Origin of the sequence: Yersinia sp. 2553 StPb PI (genome assembly GCF_052217105.1) — a bacterium.
GTDB classification, from domain to species: Bacteria; Pseudomonadota; Gammaproteobacteria; order Enterobacterales; family Enterobacteriaceae; genus Yersinia; species Yersinia enterocolitica_E.
The window spans coordinates 4,135,301-4,156,226 of record NZ_JAZGPX010000002.1; the positions used below are offsets into that span (position 1 = coordinate 4,135,301).

The following is a 20,926-nucleotide window of genomic DNA, read 5'->3' on the forward strand; positions in this document are numbered from 1 at the left end:
AAAGGATGTCATCAGTCATGATTTACAAGGTCATGCTATATCGAGCCACGCTATGCCGTTAGACAATAGCTGGTTAACGCGTGAAGAGCAGTTTGCTGCTTTTGTTAACGGGCCGCTGTTAGATTTTTGGCAACAGCGAGATGAGGATGAGTTTATCGGCGTCGATGATATTCCGATTCGCTATGTCCGCTTTCGTGCACCACAACACACTCGAGTGGTGGTGGTGGTGCCCGGTCGCATTGAAAGTTACGTTAAATATCCTGAAGTGGCTTATGATCTGTTTCAGCAAGGCTATGATGTGATAGTGCTGGATCATCGTGGGCAAGGGCGGTCGGGTCGCTTGCTTGAGGATGGTAACCGTGGTCATGTGATTAAGTTTGATGATTATATTGAGGATTTTGCGCAGTTAGTGCAGCGCGAAATAACTGATAGCCATTATCAGCAGCGATTTGCCCTGGCTCATTCAATGGGGGGTGCAATTCTAACGCGTTTTCTGGCCAGAGAACCGGATGTGTTTAATGCGGTAGCATTATGTGCTCCGATGTTTGGTATCCACTTACCGATGCCCGGCTGGCTGGCTCACCGCATTGTCGACTGGGCCGAAAGGCATCAAACGCTGCGCGACTATTATGCTATTGGTACCGGCCAGTGGCGGCCACTGCCCTATCTGGTCAATGTGTTAACCCATAGCCGTGAGCGATATCGCCGCTATTTACGCCAATATGCGGATACACCGGAAATACGTCTTGGTGGGCCAACCTATCATTGGATCCGAGAAAGTCTGCTGGTGGGCGAGCAAATTATCGCGCAAGCAGAAAAGATAACCACGCCGGTTCTATTATTACAAGCCAGTGAGGATCGGGTAGTACATAACCCGGCTCATGATGCTTTTTCTCAGGCAATGACTTTGGCAGGACACCCTTGCGAAGGGGGACAACCTAAGAGAGTTCAAGGTGCACGCCATGAGATCCTGTTCGAGCGGGACCAGCTTCGTGCCGAGGCGCTGAGCGCCATATTGCGCTTTTTCGCGCAACATCAATCATCAGTCGGCCATTATGGCTCCGACGCCACCAGAGGTTAGAACATACCGCTATGTATCATGTTGTTGCTTCCGATTTAGATGGCACCCTGCTATCACCTGATCATCTTTTAACGCCATATACTAAAGAAACACTCAAGTTGCTGACGCAGCGCGACGTGCATTTTGTGTTTGCCACTGGTCGCCATCATATCGATGTGGCACAAATCCGCGATAGCTTGGAAATCAGTGCCTTCATGATTACCTCCAACGGCGCACGGGTGCACAACACGGCGGGAGAGCTGATTTTTAGTCATAACCTTGATGCAGATATTGCGCGTGATTTGTACAATATTGAGCACAATAACCCGGATATCCTGACCAACGTCTACCTGAACGACGAATGGTTTATGAACCGTGAAAGCCCGGCACAGAAAGAATTTTTCCGTGAGTCGGTATTTAATTATCAGGTATTTGAACCTGCATTACTGCCAACCGATGGTGTGTGTAAGGTTTACTTCACCTGTGAAGATCATGACAAGTTGTTGATTTTAGAAGAAGCCATCAATGCACGTTGGGGCGATCGAGTTAATGTCAGTTTTTCTTTCCCAACCTGTCTGGAAGTGATGGGCGGCGGTGTCTCTAAGGGGCATGCGCTTGATCAAGTTGCCAAAATTATCGGTTATTCACTGAAAGAATGTATCGCTTTTGGTGATGGTATGAATGACCTGGAAATGCTGTCGATGTCTGGCAAAGGCTGCATCATGCGTGATGCGCATCAACGGCTAAAAGACATGTTACCGAATCTGGAAGTGATAGGTTCAAACGCCGATGATGCAGTACCACACTATTTGCGTAAGATGTTTTTAGGAACAGATAACTAACTGATTTAACGAAGTAAATTAAACTTTTCGTAAACGAAAAAGTGGCGCATTAAACATAATTGCGCCACTGGTTTATTCCGTTATCTCAGAGCATCAACTTACTGGTGTTGCCCCTGTTTTTGCAGGAACTGCACACCTTGATCCGGGAAGTCAGTAAACACCCCGTCAACCTGCGCTTGATTGTAGATAATATCGAATAGCTGATTGACGTTAGTCGCGTATTTCGGCAGCTTATCCGCACGGATGGTGTACGGGTGAACCATCATATTGTTGGCATGCGCATCTTTGACCATATTGGTCAGCTTGATGTTATCCGGCGTAGAGGTTTCAACCACCAGCATATGGTAGTCAGGGCCGATGCCATCGGCATACTGTGCTACTTGCTTCATCGCTCCTGGCTTGAACATCCAGTCGTAACTGTAATTGACCCATTTGCCATCAGGTTTCTGTTCGTAGGTTTCATTCCAGTCGGTATAAGCCACCAGTTGGACCAGTTTCAGGTCCATACCCATCTTCGGTTCCAGCTCGTTTTTGATGCGTTTTAATTCATTGGCATCAAAGCATTGCAGATAAACTTTATCGCCCTTGGTGGTGTAACCGTACTGTTTCAGTACTTCCAACACCTTGGTTGAGATGTCTTTCCCTTCTTGTTTATGGAACCACGGTGCTTTTATTTCTGGGTAAATCCCAACGTTTTTACCGGTCGAATGATTCAAACCTTGAACAAATTCAATCTCTTCCTGGAAGGTATGTACACGGAAGTCAGATTTGCCCATCGGGAAACGGCCCGGATAGCTCTGCACTTTCTTACCGTCTTTATCAATATCAAAGCCTTCGGTAAATTTCAGTGATTTAATTTCTGGTAGCGTAAAATCAATGGCGTAATAGCGGCCATCTTTGCGTGCGCGATCGGGGAAGCGCTCAGCCACATCGGTCACGCGATCCAGATAATGGTCGTGCAGAACCACCAACTCATTATCTTTGGTCATCACCAAATCTTGTTCAAGATAATCCGCACCTTGTGCGTAGGCCATGGCTTTAGCGGGCAGTGAATGCTCCGGCAGATAACCACTGGCACCACGATGTGCGATGACAACTTTGCTTGCCGACGGTTTGGTGACTACTGATGACTGCTCGGTGGCCTGAGCCATACCGGTAACTGAGGATGCCAGAATAATACTCGCCAACAGGGTTTTGATGTGGGTTTGCATTGATAGTGCTCCATTTATCAATCTCAGGGTATGAAAAAGGCTATGTCGCTATAAATCCATCAATAACGACACAGCCTGAAAAAACGTAACTAGATGAACTTATAAGCCCTGTTTTCTAGCCAGCTCTGCGTGATGCTTTTTCTCACTAAACATCACAACGATCAGTAACAGAACAGCCAAGATACTGCCGCCGATCATGACCATAAAGCCGCCGTCCCAACCGAAGTAGTCCACGGTATAACCGACGATGGCACTCGCTGCTACCGAGCCGCCCAGATAACCGAACAAGCCGGTGAAGCCCGCTGCGGTCCCTGCTGCTTTTTTCGGTGCTAATTCAAGCGCATGTAAGCCAATCAACATTACCGGGCCATAGATCAGGAAGCCGATGGTGATCATACAGGCCATATCGATACCTGGGTTACCGACCGGGTTCAGCCAGTAAATGATGGTAGCGATAGTCACCAGAGTCATAAAGAACACACCGGTGGCCCCGCGGTTACCTCTAAACACTTTGTCGGACATCCAACCGCACAACAGCGTCCCTGGAATACCAGCGTATTCATACAGGAAATAAGCCCATGAGGATTTATCCAGTGCGAAGTGTTTCACTTCTTTCAGGTAGGTCGGTGACCAGTCGAGGATGCCGTAACGCAGTAAATAAACAAAAACGTTAGCAATCGCGATGTACCACAACAGTTTGTTGGGCAATATGTATTGCATGAAGATCTGTTTAGCTGTCAGTTCTTCTTCTGCTTCTTCACTGTAGTCATCTGGATAGTCGTTTTTGTACTCTTCAATCGGCGGCAAGCCCACGGATTGAGGGGTATCACGCATCAGACCAAAGACAATCAATGCCACCAGAATGGCACCAAAAGCAGGCATGTAGAGTGCGGCTTTCCAGTCGTTAAACCACGCCATCCCCAGCAGGAACAGTAATGGTGGTAAGCCACCACCGACGTTATGGGCGCAGTTCCAGACTGACACGATACTGCCGCGTTCCTTCTTCGACCACCAGTGCACCATAGTACGGCCACATGGCGGCCAACCCATACCCTGGAACCAGCCACATAAGAACAGCAGCACGAACATCACGGCGATACTAGATGTTGCCCAAGGCACAAAGCCCATAAACAGCATCACGGCGGCGGCGAGAATCAAACCGGCAGAGAGGAATATCCGTGGGTTAGACCGGTCAGAAACCGAACCCATGATGAATTTTGAGAAACCGTAGGCAATAGAAATACCCGATAACGCGAAGCCCAGATCCCCGCGAGAGAACCCTTGTTCGATCAAATACGGCATGGCGAGAGTAAAGTTTTTACGCACCAGATAGTAGGCGGCGTAACCGAAAAAGATGCCCATAAAGATTTGCCAGCGTAGGCGGCGGTAGGTGGGATCAATCTGTTCTGCTGGAAGCCGGGCCTGATGCGGCGCGGGCTTAAAAATACTCAACATGAGTGCCTCCGATGGCTTTTTTGTAGTTTTTGACCCCGGTATAGCCTGGTATCTACCCGGTAGTTAAACGGCTAACTTGCTGTCGTTTATGTTCCATAACGAGCGCCATGCTAGATAAATTCGCATAACTTATCTGTGAGTGATGGCTCATTTGTTACAGTTATATGAAAGCGGCGGCAATTTTGAGCGATTGGTTAACATTTTGAAACCCACAATGACAAATTACCTGTGACTTTGATCACAATCATGGTTTTTAAACACCACATTGCTTTCGTTTTTCGTTCGTTTTTGTTCCTTATCAAACAATAACCTTAAAGATTGTGGCTCAATAGACGCATAATTAGCCGCCAGGCGGCTGTCTGATAATGTGGGGTCCTTCATGACGAACAGTTCTCCTTACACAGAAACGGATGTCATCATCATTGGTGGTGGTGCGACCGGTGCCGGGATTGCCCGTGACTGCGCTCGCCGTGGTTTAGCCTGTACGCTCTTGGAGAGGCATGACATTGCCACTGGTGCGACTGGCCGTAACCATGGCTTGCTACACAGCGGCGCACGCTATGCGGTAACTGATGGCGAATCTGCCCGCGAATGTATTGAAGAAAACCGTATTCTGAAACGTATTGCACGCCATTGTATTGAGCAAACGGATGGCCTGTTTATCACGTTGCCGGAAGACTCGCTGGAATATCAGCAGCAATTTATCGCGCGCTGCCAGGACGCCGGTATCGAGGCCGAAGCCATTGATCCAAAGCTGGCCTTACGGCTGGAGCCTGCTGCTAATCCGACATTGATTGCTGCCGTCCGCGTGCCAGATGGTACCGTCGATCCCTTCCGTTTAACTGCCGCGAATATGCTGGATGCGCGTGAGCACGGTGCGAATGTACTGACTTATCACGAAGTTATTGGCTTGCTACGCCACGGTGATAGGGTGAGCGGCGTGCGCGTTTTCGATCATAAGAATCAGCGCCAGTATGATATTCATGCACAAATAGTGGTCAACGCTGCGGGGATCTGGGGGCAACATATTGCTGAATATGCTGATCTTCGTATCCGCATGTTTCCGGCAAAAGGTGCTCTGTTGATCTTGGGTCATCGGATCAACAACATGGTGATCAACCGCTGTCGTAAACCGGCTGATGCTGATATTTTGGTTCCGGGCGACACCATCTCATTGATCGGGACGACCTCAACCCATATTGAATACGATCAAATCGATAATATGGTAGTAACGGCACAAGAGGTGGATACCTTAATCCGCGAAGGATCAAAACTTTCACCCCAGTTGGCGCAAACGCGCATCTTACGTGCTTACGCCGGTGTCAGGCCGCTGGTTGCCAGTGATGATGACCCGTCGGGGCGCAATGTCAGCCGTGGCATTGTGTTACTGGATCATGCTAACCGCGATGGTCTGGAAGGTTTTATCACCATTACCGGTGGCAAGCTGATGACCTACCGTCTGATGGCGGAGTGGGCAACAGATAAAGTGTGTGAAAAATTAGGTATTACCGCAGCCTGTACCACCGCCCAAGCGCCACTACCCGGTTCACAGCAATCAGCGGAGCAAACTCTCAGCAAAGTCATTTCTCTGCCTGCCAGTATTCGTGGCTCAGCGGTTTATCGCCATGGGGATCGCGCGACACAACTATTGGCCGGAAACCGGCTGGATAATAGCCTGGTGTGCGAATGCGAGGCAGTGACTGCCGGCGAAGTGCGCTATGCGATTGAATCGCTATCGGTCAATAACCTACTGGATTTACGTCGTCGTACCCGTGTTGGCATGGGGACCTGTCAGGGTGAACTCTGTGCCTGCCGGGCCGCGGGTTTACTCAGCCGCTTTAAAGTGACCACGCCGCAGCAATCCCGTGAACAGCTGGTGCAATTTCTTAATGAGCGTTGGAAAGGTGTGCGCCCGATAGCTTGGGGCGATGCTTTGCGGGAGAGTGAATTTACGCACTGGGTCTATCAAGGGCTGTGTGGTCTGGATGACACCCCGTCTGCGGCCAACGTTCAGGAGAAACCAGATGAAATTTGATGTCATTATCATCGGTGGTGGCTTGGCTGGTCTGGCGTGCGGTATCCGCCTGGCTGAGCAAGGCAAATATTGTGCGATTGTCAGCGCCGGGCAAAATGCGCTGCACTTTTCCTCCGGCTCTTTGGATCTATTGGCAAAATTACCGGATGGGCAGGCAGTCAGCCAGCCGTTATCCGCACTCGCGACCTTGGCTGAATTAGCGCCTGAACACCCCTATAGCAAGATGGGGCAAGTGGCACAAGTGGGTGAATTAGCACAAGAAGCTGAATCTCTTTTACAGCGGTGCGGCCTGAAATTGGTGGGCAGCGCGGCGAAGAACCACCTGCGGCTTACGCCGTTGGGCAGTTGCCGGCCAACCTGGCTCAGCCCGGCGGATATCCCGATTGCACCATTGGAAGGCCCGCTGCCGTGGCAAAAAGTCGCGGTAATTGGTATTGAAGGTTTCCTCGATTTCCAACCACAAATGGTTGCCAGCGCCTTACAAGAGCAAGGTGTTGATGCGACGCCAGATTATCTGCATTTACCGGCGCTTGATCGTCTGCGGGATAACCCTAGCGAATTTCGTGCGGTCAATATTGCTCGTGTGCTGGATTTACCAGAAAACCTGCAACCGCTGGCGGATGAGTTATCCCGTCTGTCATCAGCAGCAGAAATGATTTTGCTGCCAGCTTGTATCGGGCTGGATGTGTCTGCGCCACTGGAAGCATTGCGAGCCGCAGTCGGGAAACCCATTCAACTGCTGCCGACGCTACCACCGTCGTTACTTGGTATGCGATTACATCAGGCTCTGCGCCATCGCTTCCAGCAATTGGGGGGCATTGTCATGCCCGGTGATGCGGTATTACGTGCTGAGCTGGTGGGGGACCGGATTACTGGGCTTTATAGCCGTAACCATGGCGATATTCCGTTGCGTGCCGCCCAGATGGTGCTGGCCAGCGGTAGCTTCTTTAGCAATGGGTTAGTGGCCACTTTTGAGCATGTTTACGAACCGATACTGGATCTGGATATTTTATCGCTACCGAACCGTGCCGACTGGAGCCGCAGCAATATGTTTGCGCCCCAGCCTTATCTGCAATTTGGGGTTAACACTGATAACCGGTTACGGGCGCTACGTGGGGGTATTGCACTGGATAATCTACATGTTATCGGTGCGGTACTGGGGGGATACGATCCGTTGCAACAAGGCTGTGGCGCAGGGGTTTCACTAACCAGCGCACTGTTTGTTGCAGAGCAGATTGTCAACGCAATGGAGGTGACATTATGACGTGGTTACCGCAGAACGGAGACAGCAACACTTTTTCTCAGAATCAACATTTGCCGCAGGATAAACACTTGGCACGGGATAACAGTTTTGAAAGTTGTATTAAGTGTACGGTGTGCACCACTTATTGCCCGGTCGCCAAGGTTAACCCGCTTTATCCGGGGCCGAAGCAGGCTGGCCCTGATGGTGAGCGCTTACGTTTGAAAGATCCGGCACTGTATGACGATGCATTGAAATATTGCACGAACTGCAAACGTTGCGAAGTGGCATGCCCGTCCGATGTTAAAATCGGCGACATCATCCAACGTGCTAAAGCCAGTTACAGCAGCAATAAACCCAAACTGCGCGATGCGATCCTCAGTCATACCGATATCATGGGCACCCTCTCAACACCGTTTGCACCGGTAGTGAATGCGGTCACCGGTTTGAAACCGGTGCGTGCCTTGTTGGATAAAGCGCTGAAAATTGATCATCGGCGTGAATTACCAAAATACTCGTTTGGTACCTTTCGCCGCTGGTATCGTAAACAAGCTGAAAAACAGCAGCAATATAGCGAACAGGTGGCATTTTTCCATGGCTGCTTCGTAAATTACAATCATCCCCAGTTAGGTAAAGATTTAGTCAGTGTATTCAATGCGATGAACATTGGCGTTCAATTACTTAAACGGGAAAAATGCTGTGGCGTACCCCTGATTGCTAATGGATTTATTGAGCAGGCGGAAAAACAGGCACGGGTGAATCTGGAATCCCTGACTGATGCGGTTATCGGGCGGGATATCCCGGTAGTAGCAACTTCATCAAGTTGCACCTTTACCTTGCGTGATGAGTATCCGCACTTGTTAGATGTTGATACTGCACCCGTGCGCGACAAAGTGGAGTTGGCGACACGCTATCTCTACCGCTTATTGGATCAGGGGCGCGACTTACCGTTGAAAGCGCTGTTCTCGGCAAACAATACGCCGTTGCGTATTGCCTATCACACACCTTGCCATATGGAGAAAATGGGCTGGACGGCCTATACCCTAGCTTTGCTACAGCGTATCCCCGGTATTGAGCTGGTGGTATTGGATTCGCAGTGTTGCGGGATTGCCGGAACTTACGGTTTTAAATCAGAGAACTACGCAACATCGCAAGGGATTGGTGCCTCACTGTTCCAGCAAATCGAGGAGAGTGGGGTTGATTTGGTGATTACCGATTGTGAAACCTGTAAGTGGCAGATTGAAATGTCGACCAGCAAAAAATGCGAACATCCCATCACTTTATTGGCACTGGCTTTAGCTTAATTTTGGAAAAGGATAATGCAGGCAGAGCGCTGATGAGCCGCGCTCTGTTAAGGAATACTATTTTAGCTTGAGCGTGCTAATAATCGATTCGGCTTCAGTCTGAGCTTGCTGCTGATTATCTGCGGGCAGCGTAATTTGTATTGTCATCAAATGGTTATCGACTTTACCCATCAACACAGACGAATAGGCTTTCTGGCCGCCACTGGTAATAATGCTATCTAACTGCTGGAACGGTTGTCCGTCAATTTTAATGGCTTTATTGGTGACGACTTGCAGGTTAGCATCACGGGCGCGTTGCTGGTCTGCTAAACGCGTTGTCAGTACTTCCAGTTCTTCATTGGTGTTATCACCTAAAATCACGATAACTGCTTTATCGCCGGTTTTATTGGCGTAAACGTGCATGTTATTCGCTTGATTGCCCATCTTTCCGCTTTGATCAGACAAGTCTGCCGGCAAGCTGAAGGCCACTTTGCCTTCCAGCAGGCTGACCGGTTGGCCCACGTTACTATTGCTGTTGCCATCACAAGCACTTAATCCTGCAACCAACAGACCGACAGCAAGAAATTTGGTTATTTTATGCATGGGAATCCCTTTATTGATGATTAATATCCCCTTGTTACTTGAACTTACAGGGGGTTAGTGACACCCCTGCAACGCCAACTAATCTGGGTATAGCCTTATCGCACCTTATTCAGACGCTAAAAGCAATCTATTGTTCAGTGGCAGTAGCCTGCTTTAGTGCTTGCTGTTCGGTCTGTCGGGCAAAATATTTCAGCAATACATTGAGCATCACGCCATAGGCGGGTAGGAAGAACAACATGCAGATCAGCAGCTTAAAGCTATAATCCACCAAAGCGATTTCTACCCAGTTTGCGGCCATAAATGGGTCAGTACTGCGATAGAACGCAATAAAGAAGAACGCCATGGTGTCACTGATATTGCCAAAGAACATGGCAGCAGTAGGGGCAACCCACCAGGCACTGCGCTGACGCAGGCGGTTAAATACCTGAACATCCAGAATCTGGCCGAGTACATAGGCCATAAAGCTGGCAATCGCGATACGGGCTACCACCAAGTTAAAGCTGGTTAATGCCGGTAACCCCTGCCAACTCCCCTGATAAAACAGGGCTGAAATCAGATATGAAATCAGCAACGCTGGCACCATAACCGACAGAATGATCCGGCGCGCCAAAGGAGCACCAAAAATCCGTACAGTCAGGTCAGTGGCAAGGAAGATAAACGGAAAAGTAAAAGCGCCCCAAGTGGTATGAAAACCGAAGATAGCGATCGGTAATTGCACCAGGTAGTTGCTGGAGGTAATGATGACAATATGGAATAGCGACAGCCATACCAAAGCGGTCATCCGCTGTTGGGCAGTAAACGAAAACATAAATGTGACCTTTTTGGTTATTGGGGTGAGGGAACCCAAACAGAATGTGCCGCAATTTCTGCGACGCGGCGGCATAATACGCGTTTGCGCAACGAATGCAATGGCTAATTTTAACGCAAACGTTAGCGTCGCTTGCGCCTAAAAATCGACGGGGTAAACTATCCGCCTTCGCACACGGGCTTATATTTTATCTTTATACTGCTAGCAAACCCATAACGACCAACAAGAGACTCACCATGACCGATATTTTTGCCAATCCAGACAAAACACTTGATGCACTGGGCCTGCGCTGCCCTGAGCCGGTGATGATGGTGCGAAAAACGGTCCGGCACATGGAAGATGGCCAAACTCTACTAATTATTGCTGACGACCCTGCCACCACCCGCGATATTCCCGGTTTTTGCCGTTTTATGGACCATCAGTTGTTGGCACAAGATATCGGGCAGACGCCGTATCGGTATTTAGTCAAGAAAGGGGCAAAAGCGCAGTAACACCCGCCTCTGCCCCAATTATCAGAACCGATGCTTGATTCAAACATCCCGCTTGCGCAGTAGCCGTAACGCATTGGCTGTTACTAAGGCGGTAGCACCGGAATCTGCTAATACTGCCAACCAGAGACCGGTTAAGCCCAGTAGTGTGGTAACCAGGAAGATTCCCTTTAGGCCCAGTGCGATAGTAATGTTCTGGCGGATATTGGCGTTGGCCGCCCGTGATAACAGAATAATTTCTGCTAATCCGGTTAACCGGTTGTGGGTCAACGCGGCATCGGCTGTTTCCAATGCCACATCGGTGCCACTACCCATGGCAATACCAATACTGGCTGCTTTCATCGCCGGAGCATCATTGATGCCATCACCGACCATCACCGTAGGTTGTGCCGCATTCAATGCCATAACCGCTTGCACTTTATCGGCGGGCAGTAATCCGGCGCGGTAATCAATCCCCAATTCACCGGCAATTGCCGCTGCGGCTCGTGGATTATCGCCAGTGAGCATCACCCCCTGAATACCTAACTTCTTCAGCGCATCAATGGCTTGCCTGGCATCAGTTCGTAACGTGTCACGTAATGCCAATAAACCAATTAGCGTTTCATCTTCCAGCACGGCGACGGCTGTTTTACCGCTGCTTTCCAACTGGTCGAGCTGTGTTTGCCACTCAGCAGTCAATAACTGTGGGGGCAACTTACTGGGGGCGCTGACGCGCACCGTCAGACCATTAACCACACCTTCAACACCCACCCCCGCCAGAGCTCGACGCTCACTCGCCAGTGGCAATATTGGGGTGTTTTGCTGTGCGCGTTGCATAATAGCGATCGCTAACGGATGGTGGGAGCCAGCTTCAACGGCGGCGGCCAACGCTAACAGGCGGGTTTCACTCACACCGGCTATAGGCAGAATATCGGTAACTTTAGGTTTGCCCTCGGTCAGGGTGCCGGTTTTGTCAAAGGCAACCGTTTGAATTCGGCCCAACTGCTCCAGTGCTGCTCCCCCTTTGATCAATGCCCCACGGCGGGTTGCCGCCGCTAATGCAGATGTAATTGCCGCAGGTGTGGAGATAACCAACGCACATGGGCAACCTATCAGTAATAGTGTCAGGCCGCGGTACAGCCAGGTTTCCCAAGGTTCGGCGAAAGCCAAAGGCGGTACTAACATGACCAGCGCTGAAAGCAGCATGATCGCTGGCGTATAAATACGACTGAAGCGGTCAATGAAACGCTCAATGGGTGCTCGGCGTTCTTCTGCTAATTCAATTAGTTGCAGAATACGGTCAATAGCATTATTGCCGGGTTCTGAGATAACTCGCATTTCAGTGGCGCGATCGACCGATAAGCTCCCGGCCGCAACTTTTTCGCCTTGCTGACGCTCAACAGGGATAGATTCTCCGGTGAGGGCGCTTTCATCGAAACTGGCAAAAGGGGTCATTAATTCGGCATCTGCGGGTAAGCGGCCACCGGGCGAGATTTCGATGATATCGCCGGGGCGCAAACTGGCGACAGGAACCCACCTACGCTCACCGTCTTTTAACAACAGTGCCTCTTCTGGCACCAATGCCATCAGGGCAGTTACCCCACTGCGTGCACGGTTTGCGGCATAAGATTCGAGCAGTTCGCCGACCATAAACAGCAGTAATACCATGGCCGCTTCAGCGGTTGCGCCAATAAACATCGCCCCGATAGCTGCCACGCTCATCAAGGTTTCAATGGCGAAGGGAGTCCCAGAGCGGATAAGCTTCCAGGCTTTGGCGGTGATCGGGATCAGACCGACAATGGTGGTTGCAGTGAAGGCAAACTCACTTAGTTCAAGGCTGAATAACGAGATCCCCCAACTGATAAGCATCAGTGTGGTTAATAATGCGATAGGTAAGTATTCGCGCAGGCGTGATTCTGGCGCAGCGGCTTTACTTCCTGCGCTTGATTGGGTATCGACCAGAGTGAATCCAGCCTGAGTGACTGCATTCACGACTTGAGGGCGGATATCTGTGCGTGCATCAACCACTAATTTTTCTGTGGCAAAGAGGACTTTTACATTTTCAATCCCGACCAGATTACTGACGGCATTTTCAATTTTTCGGGCACAGCTTGGGCAGTCCATCCCTTTGACCTGCCAACTGAAGCGCTGGTTATCTGCAGATATCGCTGGCGCGAGTATGTCGCTTTCGTCATCACCCTCATCGCTTTGGCCCTGACTACAGCAACCCCCATCATTATGTGAGTGTTCACTCACTGAGTCTGAGCTGTCATTGCTGGCACTGGTTGTTTTCTGGCTGCTGCAACCGGTTTGTTGTTTGGCATGAGTGTGACCACAGCCACAGTTGTTGTGTGTATCCGTTGGATGCTGATGTTCAGAATGTGAATGCATGGTGCCTCCTGGAAAGCATGTAACAGGTATTGCAGCACTCTACACCTTGGAGTCAACTCCAGAGTCAAGAGGGAAATGAGAGTAATTGCTAAATGGGATTTTTGCTACCTGGCAGGGTATGACTAAAGTGAGCGTATCCAGCGCATTGAAATGCGCGCCCCTTTGGTGGAGCACGCAGCTCAAACGGCTAAAAACGTATTGCGGTACTGATTTAGTTACAAATACAGCGACCGGACAATCAGGAAATGCCCGACAAAGTAGCAACCAGCGACAATTGCATCTGAAGCCCGGAATGAAAAACGATAGCGATTCAGTAGCCAAATGCTATGCGAAACCAGCAGTAACACGGTACCTGCCAGCAGAGAGAAGCTTAAATCTGTGCTGCGGGCAAAGTATTGTTCGCCCGCCATCCAGACCATCAGTAACGTCATGCCAACGAAAGCGATCACTGGCCAGCGCATATCTTCCAGCCGTGTCCAGATAGTGGCTATCAGTAATGCGCCAATCACGATCAAAACCAATGGAAGAGGCCAGAACAGCGTGAATGTCATCTGGCTGGCAAAACTGATGGTATAGAGTAAATGGGAAAGGAAGAATGCGCCCAGAGCATAAAGTAAGCGCTCACTGGGTAGCAGTAATAATGCATCAGCTACCAGAGTCGCAAGTAAGCCCAAGACAATGAGATAGCCGACAGGACCAAGAATAGGTGCTTGCCAGGCAAGTAACAGTAAAAGTAACAGGGTGACAGGTTTGAATACCCAACGCTGCCAGCGTGGGCCTCGGTAAGTTGCATCAACAAACAACCAACCAGAAAAAAATACGGCAAGGAATGGCCAGCTCATTATTTATCCTTTTTTCTATGCAGGTTTTAGTGAAAGTACCTGTGTTGTAATGATAATCCGTAATGCTAATGACTCCGAGTATACATTCATCAAGTGTAAGGGATGGAAGCCAAGAGCGATAGCGACGCTATTGTGATTTGCATGATTTGTGCCACTTAATGCGTAACAGTCCGCATAATCAGATTTAGCGGCACCATCCGCCAGCGGAGATCTTGGTGTTGTTTGGCCCACATGTTATGTTAAGGCCGATTTCCTTTCGCTAAATCAAGGGATAGAGGCAGTAGCGCCATGGCCAATGAACAATTGCTTTATCGTATTCAATTTATAAATAACGGTAAGAATTATCAGCTCTATGTCCGTGAGGTAGGCCCGAGTAACTTGTTTGGGTTTATTGAAATTGCTGATTTTGTCTTTGATAGTCAATCAACATTGCTGGTGGACCCTTCAACTGAAAAACTGAAAACAGAATTTTCAGGTGTTAACCGCAGCTATATTCCTCTTCATTCGGTGATTCGTATCGATGCCGTGACGGAAAAGGGCAGCGCTCGGATCTCTGAATTGGGCAGTAATGTGATGAGTTTCCCCTATCTGCCGGGCAATAAGTCCTGATGGGTAGTGTATGAATAAACCTCCGTTATTATTGATTGCTGTGGTGGTACTGATAGCCGTATTGGCGACCCGTCAGTATTGGCAAAAAAAACGGCAGGATACAGAAAATGACCGAGCGCTGGTGCGCAGTTTACAAGTTGAAGTCATTAATAAACGAGAAGTATTAGCGCCCAATCGTCGCTCACGGCAGCGCGAAGAAATTGTCGCAGAAGAAAAACGCTATGAAGTTACTTTCCAGCCACTTATCAGTAGTATTGAGGTTAAAATTAACCGTGAAATCAAAGTGATACTGCCACAGCAGGCGTATAATAGTATTGTACAAGGCGCACAGGGAACGTTACGTTTACAAGGCTCCCGCTATATTGGTTTTACCCCGACGTCAGTCCCCGACTAAATCTGTCGCCAAATAAGTCAGCCTGCAATCAACAATTTGCCGCTACAACCAAGGTATATCCAATAGACTTGAAGTTGCAGGCGGCAGATAAGTTTATTTTTTAGGCAGTGATGGTTGCTTCTTTTGCCAGGCCAGTAATTCAAAGACACCGAACACAAAGATTTTAAGTTGCTGCAAGCCACTGATCGGTTGATCTTTAGGTTGTGTAGATTTGAGTAGAACCAGTTGTAAACCATGCATCAAAACCATAAATATCATGGCAACATTAATAAAGTATCTCAATGGTTTAGGGAAGGGTTGGAACAGATTTAGCAGTAAGAAAAACCATACCCCTAACATCAATAACCGGCCGAGATTAATCCACATGGTGTTGCTCCAGTTCTTCCGCTGATACAGCGTGTTGGTGAGTCTGTTCATTACGAATATAGAGACGATAGGCCACTTGACCGGCAATTTTCTCGCGATGTAACTGCCAACTGCCGGGAACATCCGCAGCGGCACTTTCAGCCTCAGCTTCAACGTAAATCCAAGCCTGTTCTGCCAGCCAGTTATATTGCTCCAGCAGTGTGATGGTTTCAGCTAACAAGCCTTTACGGAAAGGGGGATCAAGGAATACCAGATCAAAAGGCTGCCCCGGTTGAGCCAGCCACTGTAAAGAATTGGTATTCACTACTTGACCATTCTCGGCACTCAATAATGCCAGATTGCTGCCAAGTTGCTTGGCGACATGCCGATCGGCTTCTAATAATATGGCTTCACCGGCATAACGGGATAGCGCTTCCAGCCCCAATGCGCCGCTGCCAGCAAAGCAATCCAGACACCGGGCACCCTGAATCATCGGTGCCAGCCAGTTAAACAGTGTCTCTCTGACCCGGTCAGTGGTTGGGCGTAGCCCTGGGCTATCAGGCACGGGCAATTTACGGCCTCGCCATTTGCCACCAATGATGCGGATCTGCCCCGCTGCCTGATGTACCGCCGGTTTTGCGCTAGATCGTTGGGTTGTCGATCGTGTTGTAGGTCGTTTTGCCATAGATTGCTTTGCTTGAAAGTTGGTCAGTATTGCAGCGCTGAATAAAAGAGTTAATCGCTATTCTACCTACGACTGCTGTGTGGGGGAAACGTTAAACCTTTGTTGACTGAATTCACAATAGAAACCAGCATCGTGCGCGTGTTGCTGTTCAGGGGAAAGTGATAGACTTGCAAACTATTATCTTATTTTATGCAAACCCGAAGTCATAAGGGTAAAGCCATGATTAAACCGCGAGGAGTGTAGTCGCAAATGGCAAAAGAAAAAAAACGTGGTTTTTTTTCCTGGCTGGGCCTTGGCCGTCAGAATGAAGAACAACCAACAGAGCCATTGGCTACTGAAAAAGAAGGTGTTGCTGAGCATGCTGAAGAGCAAGCCATCAGTGAGAAACAGATTGAGATAGCATCTGAGCATCCACCTGTTGAGGTAGAAGAGCATGTCACTGCCGCACCGGGTGAATGGGATAGCGCCGTTGTCAGTGAAGCCGCGGCTGAAATTCTGCCTGAGCTGGATGTAGACCCTACAGCGCAGGGGGTTGAAGAACCGATAGATTTCTCTTCTGATCCTCAGTATTTACAACATCATTTCTCACAACATGAGAATGAAGACGATAATGTTGCTCAATGGGATGAAGGCACCGTCAGTGCGCCAGAACTGCCATTGACAGAAGATAACCTGGTTCTCGATGTCTCTACGCCACAAGCTATTGTGGAAGAGCCGTGGGTCGAGGTTAGCGGCGAAACAGCAGTAATTGAAGAAGAATTTGAGTCACAAACAGAGCTTGAAGCGGTAAACGAAATTGTGCCGGTAGCGGTTCAGGAACAAGAACGCCCAACCAAAGAAGGTTTTTTTGCTCGTTTAAAACGCAGCTTACTTAAAACCAAGCAGAATCTTGGCTCCGGTTTTATGGGGCTGTTTAGTGGTAAGAAAATCGACGACGATCTGTTTGAAGAGTTAGAAGAACAGCTCCTGATCGCCGACGTTGGCGTCGAAACTACCCGTAAAATTATTACCTCTCTAACCGAACATGCCAGTCGTAAGCAGCTAAAAGATGCCGAAGCGTTATATGGCAAGCTTAAAGAGGAAATGTCTGAAATTCTGTCTAAAGTAGACAAGCCATTGGATGTCAGTGGCAAAAATCCCTTTGTTATCTTAATGGTTGGCGTTAATGGTGTGGGGAAAACTACCACCATCGGGAAACTGGCGCGTCAATTCCAGGCTGAAGGTAAATCTGTCATGCTGGCGGCGGGTGATACTTTCCGCGCGGCTGCGGTAGAACAACTGCAAGTTTGGGGGGATCGTAACAAGATTGCCGTGGTGGCACAGCATACCGGTGCAGACTCTGCTTCGGTGATTTTCGATGCTATTCAGGCAGCGAAAGCCCGAGGTATTGATGTGCTGCTGGCGGACACTGCCGGGCGTTTACAAAATAAAGCCCACCTGATGGAAGAGTTGAAGAAGATTGTCCGAGTGATGAAAAAGCTGGACGGCGACGCCCCCCATGAGGTTATGCTGACATTAGATGCCAGTACCGGACAAAATGCGGTGAGTCAGGCGAAACTGTTTAATGAAGCAGTCGGTCTGACCGGAATTACCCTAACTAAACTGGATGGTACCGCCAAGGGCGGGGTGATTTTTGCCATCGCAGATCAGTTCGGAATCCCAATCCGTTATATCGGTGTTGGGGAAGGTATAGAAGATTTGCGGCCATTTAAGGCTGACGATTTTATTGAGGCTCTTTTTGCCCGAGAGGACTAATACGGATGATTCGCTTTGAACAGGTCAGTAAAGCTTATCTGGGCGGACGACAGGCGCTCCAAGGGGTCGATTTTCATCTGCGCCCAGCGGAAATGGCGTTTCTGACCGGCCATTCCGGTGCAGGGAAAAGCACCCTGCTGAAACTGATTTGTGGTATCGAGCGCCCCAGTGCCGGTCATATATGGTTTGGTGGTCACGATATAAGTCGCTTGAAAAACCGAGAAGTACCTTTCCTGCGTCGCCAGATCGGGATGATCTTCCAGGATCATCACCTGTTGTTGGACAGAACGGTATATGACAATGTCGCTATGCCATTGATTATTGCTGGTGCCAGCACTGAAGATATTCGCCGCAGAGTATCCGCAGCACTGGATAAAGTAGGGTTGCTGGATAAGGCGAAAAACTTCCCAATTCAACTTTCCGGCGGTGAGCAACAGCGTGTAGGCATTGCTCGGGCGGTAGTGAATAAACCGGCAGTATTACTGGCTGATGAACCGACGGGTAACTTAGACGATGCATTATCCGAAGGTATTTTGCGTTTGTTTGAAGAATTTAACCGTGTGGGCGTTACCGTGTTGATGGCAACCCACGATACGTCGTTGATTGCCCGGCGGCGCTACCCGATTCTGACATTGAGTCAGGGGCGGATGTTAGGAGCGCATCATGGCGAATAACGCACAGAAAGCAAAAACCAAAGCGCTAAAAGGCGGTTGGCGTGAACAGTGGCGCTATTCGTGGGTTAATGCCATTGCCGATATGATGCGCCAGCCATTGGCGACACTGTTAACGGTGATGGTGATTGCCATTTCGTTAACACTGCCAAGCGTATGCTATATCGTGTGGAAGAACGTCAGTCAGGCGGCAGATCAATGGTATCCAACCCCACAACTGACGGTCTATTTAGATAAAGCACTGGACGATAACGCAGCTGAGAACGTGGTGACTACGCTGAAAGCGGAAGCAGGTGTGGAGAAGGTTAATTATCTGTCGCGGGAAGAAGCGATGGGTGAGTTCCGCAACTGGTCCGGTTTTGGTGGAGCGCTGGATATGCTGGAAGAAAATCCGCTGCCCGCTGTTGCCATCATCACCCCTAAATTGGATTTCCAGAGCTCAGGGACGCTGGATACCCTGCGTGATCGGGTTAGTAAGGTGGAAGGGGTGGCTGAAGTCCGCATGGATGATAGCTGGTTTGCCCGTTTGGCCGCGCTGACAGGCCTGGTCGGGCAGGTCGCGGCCATGATTGGTGTTTTGATGGTGGTTGCCGTGTTCCTGGTAATTGGTAACAGTGTGCGTCTGAGTATCTTTAGCCGCCGCGATACTATCAATGTTATGAAGTTGATTGGTGCAACGGATGGGTTCATTCTGCGGCCGTTCCTGAACGGTGGGGCAATGCTGGGATTTGGTGGTGCGGTGTTATCTCTGATCCTATCAGAAGGGCTGGTATGGAAGCTTGGCTCGGTGGTTACGCAGGTGGCAGCGGTGTTCGGTACCCAATTTACCTTACATGGCTTGAGCTGGGATGAGTGCCTGTTGCTGGTGTTGATCTCTGCCATGATCGGCTGGATTGCAGCGTGGCTGGCAACGGTCCAACATTTACGTCGATTTACACCGCAGTAAAGAATGTTTGTTATACTCTTTCCCTGCGGTGTTGAACTAAAGCAGGGAAAGAGGTATTTGCTGTAGTGAATTCCATCTATACTCCCTGATCCGCTTGACCGGTTATCTGCTAAGATCCAGAGTCAAAAAGTGTGATCTAGTATGAACTTTTACGGCAATAACCAGTCCAATAACACAGTGAAATGATAATGTGCCCAGCGCTTGAATCTGTTTAAGCAGATGCTAAAATATCTGCGCTGAGACAAAACTGCACTAAACATGCAATGAGAGGGTTTTGAATGACCAAAGAAATGCAAACTTTAGCCTTAGTACCCCAAGGTAGTCTGGAAGCCTATATTCGGGCCGCCAACGCCTATCCGATGCTGACCGCAGAGGAAGAACGGGAGCTGGCTGAACGGCTGCATTACCAGGGCGATCTGGGAGCGGCTAAACAGCTTATCCTGTCTCACCTGCGCTTTGTCGCTCATGTTGCCCGCAACTATTCCGGGTATGGTTTGCCACAGGCTGACCTTATTCAGGAAGGTAATATTGGCTTGATGAAAGCAGTTCGCCGTTTTAACCCTGAAGTCGGGGTACGTCTGGTGTCCTTTGCGGTACATTGGATCAAAGCAGAAATTCACGAATATGTTCTGCGTAACTGGCGAATTGTCAAAGTCGCAACCACCAAAGCTCAGCGTAAATTGTTCTTCAACCTGCGTAAAACCAAGCAGCGTCTGGGTTGGTTTAATCAGGATGAAGTCGAGCTGGTTGCCAAAGAACTGGGTGTGACCAGTAAAGATGTTCGCGAGATGGAATCACGCATGTCCGCACAGGATATGACATTTGATCCATCTCCAGATGACGAAGCACGTGATGGCCAATCCATGGCGCCGGTCCTGTATTTACAGGATAAAACCTCTGATTTTGCTGATGGCATTGAAGAGGATAACTGGGATAACCATGCGGCAGATAAATTGTCTTATGCGTTGGAAGGATTGGACGAGCGGAGCCAGCATATTATTCGCGCCCGTTGGTTGGACGATGACAACAAGTCAACGTTGCAGGAACTGGCCGATCAGTACGGTGTATCTGCTGAACGTGTGCGTCAGCTTGAAAAGAACGCGATGAAAAAATTACGCATGGCGATTGAAGCCTAATACACATACCCAAAACCATTAGCATTGCAGCTAAACACAACTGTGATGTTAGGTTACAACGGGATATGACGTAACATGAAGGGCGATATTATTTATTAATGTCGCCCTTTTGCTTTTTTGGCACTCTCCATCAACAAAATTTATTTAG

Annotated in this window: 20 protein-coding genes; 12 read left to right on the plus strand and 8 right to left on the minus strand. The window is 49.2% G+C overall.

What is annotated here, in order from left to right:
- Nucleotides 1–52 precede the first annotated feature (52 nt).
- On the plus strand, nt 53–1,081 hold the full coding sequence (pldB, locus tag V2A84_RS20315) for a lysophospholipase L2 (protein ID WP_083164008.1): 1,029 nt from the start codon (nt 53–55) through the stop codon (nt 1,079–1,081).
- An 11-nt stretch (nt 1,082–1,092) separates the two neighbouring features.
- Nucleotides 1,093–1,902 carry a sugar/pyridoxal phosphate phosphatase YigL gene (yigL, locus tag V2A84_RS20320; protein WP_083161931.1) on the plus strand — a complete coding sequence of 270 codons (810 nt, stop codon included), beginning with the start codon at nt 1,093–1,095 and terminating at the stop codon, nt 1,900–1,902.
- A gap of 98 nt (nt 1,903–2,000) precedes the next feature.
- Here the strand turns inward: yigL and glpQ are convergent, their stop codons facing one another.
- Together glpQ and glpT are read right to left on the minus strand one after the other, a co-directional pair.
- On the minus strand, nt 2,001–3,113 hold the full coding sequence (gene glpQ / locus V2A84_RS20325; RefSeq protein WP_372569754.1) for a glycerophosphodiester phosphodiesterase: 1,113 nt from the start codon (nt 3,111–3,113) through the stop codon (nt 2,001–2,003).
- Nucleotides 3,114–3,212: 99 nt separating this feature from the next.
- Nucleotides 3,213–4,568 (minus strand): glycerol-3-phosphate transporter, encoded by a 1,356-nt coding sequence (gene glpT / locus V2A84_RS20330; protein WP_083161935.1) that lies wholly within the window; start codon nt 4,566–4,568, stop codon nt 3,213–3,215.
- 379 nt (nt 4,569–4,947) lie between these two features.
- On the opposite strand from glpT, the gene glpA reads away from it, so the two are divergent.
- From glpA to glpC, 3 genes are read left to right on the plus strand one after another with little or no spacing between them, the layout of a single operon-like run.
- Nucleotides 4,948–6,603, plus strand: a complete 1,656-nt coding sequence (gene glpA, locus V2A84_RS20335; protein WP_083161937.1) for an anaerobic glycerol-3-phosphate dehydrogenase subunit A — start codon at nt 4,948–4,950, stop codon at nt 6,601–6,603.
- Nucleotides 6,593–7,867: a glycerol-3-phosphate dehydrogenase subunit GlpB gene (gene glpB, locus V2A84_RS20340; RefSeq protein ID WP_442849033.1), complete on the plus strand. Its 1,275-nt coding sequence runs from the start codon at nt 6,593–6,595 to the stop codon at nt 7,865–7,867. Before glpA ends, glpB begins: the two co-directional genes overlap by 11 nt.
- Nucleotides 7,864–9,147: an anaerobic glycerol-3-phosphate dehydrogenase subunit GlpC gene (gene glpC, locus V2A84_RS20345; RefSeq protein ID WP_442849034.1), complete on the plus strand. Its 1,284-nt coding sequence runs from the start codon at nt 7,864–7,866 to the stop codon at nt 9,145–9,147. The genes glpB and glpC overlap by 4 nt, the downstream gene beginning before the upstream one ends.
- 57 nt (nt 9,148–9,204) lie before the next feature.
- Here the strand turns inward: glpC and V2A84_RS20350 are convergent, their stop codons facing one another.
- Complete coding sequence (locus tag V2A84_RS20350; protein ID WP_083161941.1) at nt 9,205–9,729, minus strand: DcrB family lipoprotein; 525 nt, start codon at nt 9,727–9,729, stop codon at nt 9,205–9,207.
- Between the two features lie 127 nt (nt 9,730–9,856).
- Nucleotides 9,857–10,537 (minus strand): 7-cyano-7-deazaguanine/7-aminomethyl-7-deazaguanine transporter, encoded by a 681-nt coding sequence (locus tag V2A84_RS20355; protein WP_372560056.1) that lies wholly within the window; start codon nt 10,535–10,537, stop codon nt 9,857–9,859.
- Between the two features lie 236 nt (nt 10,538–10,773).
- On the opposite strand from V2A84_RS20355, the gene tusA reads away from it, so the two are divergent.
- On the plus strand, nt 10,774–11,028 hold the full coding sequence (gene tusA / locus V2A84_RS20360; RefSeq protein ID WP_083161945.1) for a sulfurtransferase TusA: 255 nt from the start codon (nt 10,774–10,776) through the stop codon (nt 11,026–11,028).
- Between the two features lie 39 nt (nt 11,029–11,067).
- Here tusA and V2A84_RS20365 read toward each other — a convergent pair whose 3' ends face one another.
- Nucleotides 11,068–13,395, minus strand: coding sequence for a zinc/cadmium/mercury/lead-transporting ATPase (locus V2A84_RS20365; RefSeq protein WP_442849035.1), 2,328 nt, complete (start codon nt 13,393–13,395; stop codon nt 11,068–11,070).
- A 215-nt stretch (nt 13,396–13,610) separates the two neighbouring features.
- Complete coding sequence (locus V2A84_RS20370) at nt 13,611–14,237, minus strand: lysoplasmalogenase (RefSeq protein WP_083161950.1); 627 nt, start codon at nt 14,235–14,237, stop codon at nt 13,611–13,613.
- A gap of 288 nt (nt 14,238–14,525) precedes the next feature.
- Here V2A84_RS20370 and V2A84_RS20375 point away from each other — a divergent pair, with 288 nt between their 5' ends.
- Both V2A84_RS20375 and V2A84_RS20380 read left to right on the plus strand, forming a co-directional pair.
- Nucleotides 14,526–14,846, plus strand: coding sequence for a DUF1820 family protein (locus V2A84_RS20375; protein ID WP_083161953.1), 321 nt, complete (start codon nt 14,526–14,528; stop codon nt 14,844–14,846).
- 10 nt (nt 14,847–14,856) lie between these two features.
- Nucleotides 14,857–15,240: a DUF2500 domain-containing protein gene (locus V2A84_RS20380; RefSeq protein WP_442848244.1), complete on the plus strand. Its 384-nt coding sequence runs from the start codon at nt 14,857–14,859 to the stop codon at nt 15,238–15,240.
- Between the two features lie 93 nt (nt 15,241–15,333).
- Here V2A84_RS20380 and V2A84_RS20385 read toward each other — a convergent pair whose 3' ends face one another.
- Together V2A84_RS20385 and rsmD are read right to left on the minus strand one after the other, a co-directional pair.
- On the minus strand, nt 15,334–15,606 hold the full coding sequence (locus V2A84_RS20385; RefSeq protein WP_032906890.1) for a DUF1145 family protein: 273 nt from the start codon (nt 15,604–15,606) through the stop codon (nt 15,334–15,336).
- Nucleotides 15,596–16,270 (minus strand): 16S rRNA (guanine(966)-N(2))-methyltransferase, encoded by a 675-nt coding sequence (gene rsmD / locus V2A84_RS20390; RefSeq protein WP_083161957.1) that lies wholly within the window; start codon nt 16,268–16,270, stop codon nt 15,596–15,598. The genes V2A84_RS20385 and rsmD overlap by 11 nt, the downstream gene beginning before the upstream one ends.
- Nucleotides 16,271–16,519: 249 nt before the next feature.
- On the opposite strand from rsmD, the gene ftsY reads away from it, so the two are divergent.
- The 4 genes from ftsY to rpoH all read left to right on the plus strand — a co-directional run bounded on the left by ftsY (nt 16,520) and on the right by rpoH (nt 20,778).
- Complete coding sequence (ftsY, locus tag V2A84_RS20395) at nt 16,520–18,025, plus strand: signal recognition particle-docking protein FtsY (RefSeq protein ID WP_083161959.1); 1,506 nt, start codon at nt 16,520–16,522, stop codon at nt 18,023–18,025.
- Between the two features lie 5 nt (nt 18,026–18,030).
- A complete protein-coding gene (gene ftsE, locus V2A84_RS20400) occupies nt 18,031–18,699 on the plus strand; it encodes a cell division ATP-binding protein FtsE (protein WP_019213191.1) in 669 nt (222 codons plus the stop codon).
- A complete protein-coding gene (ftsX, locus tag V2A84_RS20405) occupies nt 18,689–19,642 on the plus strand; it encodes a permease-like cell division protein FtsX (RefSeq protein ID WP_083161961.1) in 954 nt (317 codons plus the stop codon). The genes ftsE and ftsX overlap by 11 nt, the downstream gene beginning before the upstream one ends.
- Before the next feature lie 278 nt (nt 19,643–19,920).
- Nucleotides 19,921–20,778, plus strand: a complete 858-nt coding sequence (gene rpoH / locus V2A84_RS20410) for an RNA polymerase sigma factor RpoH (protein WP_004391342.1) — start codon at nt 19,921–19,923, stop codon at nt 20,776–20,778.
- The last annotated feature ends 148 nt before the right edge of the window (nt 20,779–20,926 follow it).

Excerpts from the sequence above, each read along its gene's own strand:
- pldB (WP_083164008.1), top strand. The coding sequence starts at position 53 with ATGCCGTTAGACAATAGCTGGTTAACGCGTGAAGAGCAGTTTGCTGCT.
- yigL (WP_083161931.1), top strand. The coding sequence starts at position 1,093 with ATGTATCATGTTGTTGCTTCCGATTTAGATGGCACCCTGCTATCACCT.
- glpQ (WP_372569754.1), bottom strand. The coding sequence starts at position 3,113 with ATGCAAACCCACATCAAAACCCTGTTGGCGAGTATTATTCTGGCATCC.
- glpT (WP_083161935.1), bottom strand. The coding sequence starts at position 4,568 with ATGTTGAGTATTTTTAAGCCCGCGCCGCATCAGGCCCGGCTTCCAGCA.
- glpA (WP_083161937.1), top strand. The coding sequence starts at position 4,948 with ATGACGAACAGTTCTCCTTACACAGAAACGGATGTCATCATCATTGGT.
- glpB (WP_442849033.1), top strand. The coding sequence starts at position 6,593 with ATGAAATTTGATGTCATTATCATCGGTGGTGGCTTGGCTGGTCTGGCG.
- glpC (WP_442849034.1), top strand. The coding sequence starts at position 7,864 with ATGACGTGGTTACCGCAGAACGGAGACAGCAACACTTTTTCTCAGAAT.
- V2A84_RS20350 (WP_083161941.1), bottom strand. The coding sequence starts at position 9,729 with ATGCATAAAATAACCAAATTTCTTGCTGTCGGTCTGTTGGTTGCAGGA.
- V2A84_RS20355 (WP_372560056.1), bottom strand. The coding sequence starts at position 10,537 with ATGTTTTCGTTTACTGCCCAACAGCGGATGACCGCTTTGGTATGGCTG.
- tusA (WP_083161945.1), top strand. The coding sequence starts at position 10,774 with ATGACCGATATTTTTGCCAATCCAGACAAAACACTTGATGCACTGGGC.
- V2A84_RS20365 (WP_442849035.1), bottom strand. The coding sequence starts at position 13,395 with ATGCATTCACATTCTGAACATCAGCATCCAACGGATACACACAACAAC.
- V2A84_RS20370 (WP_083161950.1), bottom strand. The coding sequence starts at position 14,237 with ATGAGCTGGCCATTCCTTGCCGTATTTTTTTCTGGTTGGTTGTTTGTT.
- V2A84_RS20375 (WP_083161953.1), top strand. The coding sequence starts at position 14,526 with ATGGCCAATGAACAATTGCTTTATCGTATTCAATTTATAAATAACGGT.
- V2A84_RS20380 (WP_442848244.1), top strand. The coding sequence starts at position 14,857 with ATGAATAAACCTCCGTTATTATTGATTGCTGTGGTGGTACTGATAGCC.
- V2A84_RS20385 (WP_032906890.1), bottom strand. The coding sequence starts at position 15,606 with ATGTGGATTAATCTCGGCCGGTTATTGATGTTAGGGGTATGGTTTTTC.
- rsmD (WP_083161957.1), bottom strand. The coding sequence starts at position 16,270 with ATGGCAAAACGACCTACAACACGATCGACAACCCAACGATCTAGCGCA.
- ftsY (WP_083161959.1), top strand. The coding sequence starts at position 16,520 with ATGGCAAAAGAAAAAAAACGTGGTTTTTTTTCCTGGCTGGGCCTTGGC.
- ftsE (WP_019213191.1), top strand. The coding sequence starts at position 18,031 with ATGATTCGCTTTGAACAGGTCAGTAAAGCTTATCTGGGCGGACGACAG.
- ftsX (WP_083161961.1), top strand. The coding sequence starts at position 18,689 with ATGGCGAATAACGCACAGAAAGCAAAAACCAAAGCGCTAAAAGGCGGT.
- rpoH (WP_004391342.1), top strand. The coding sequence starts at position 19,921 with ATGACCAAAGAAATGCAAACTTTAGCCTTAGTACCCCAAGGTAGTCTG.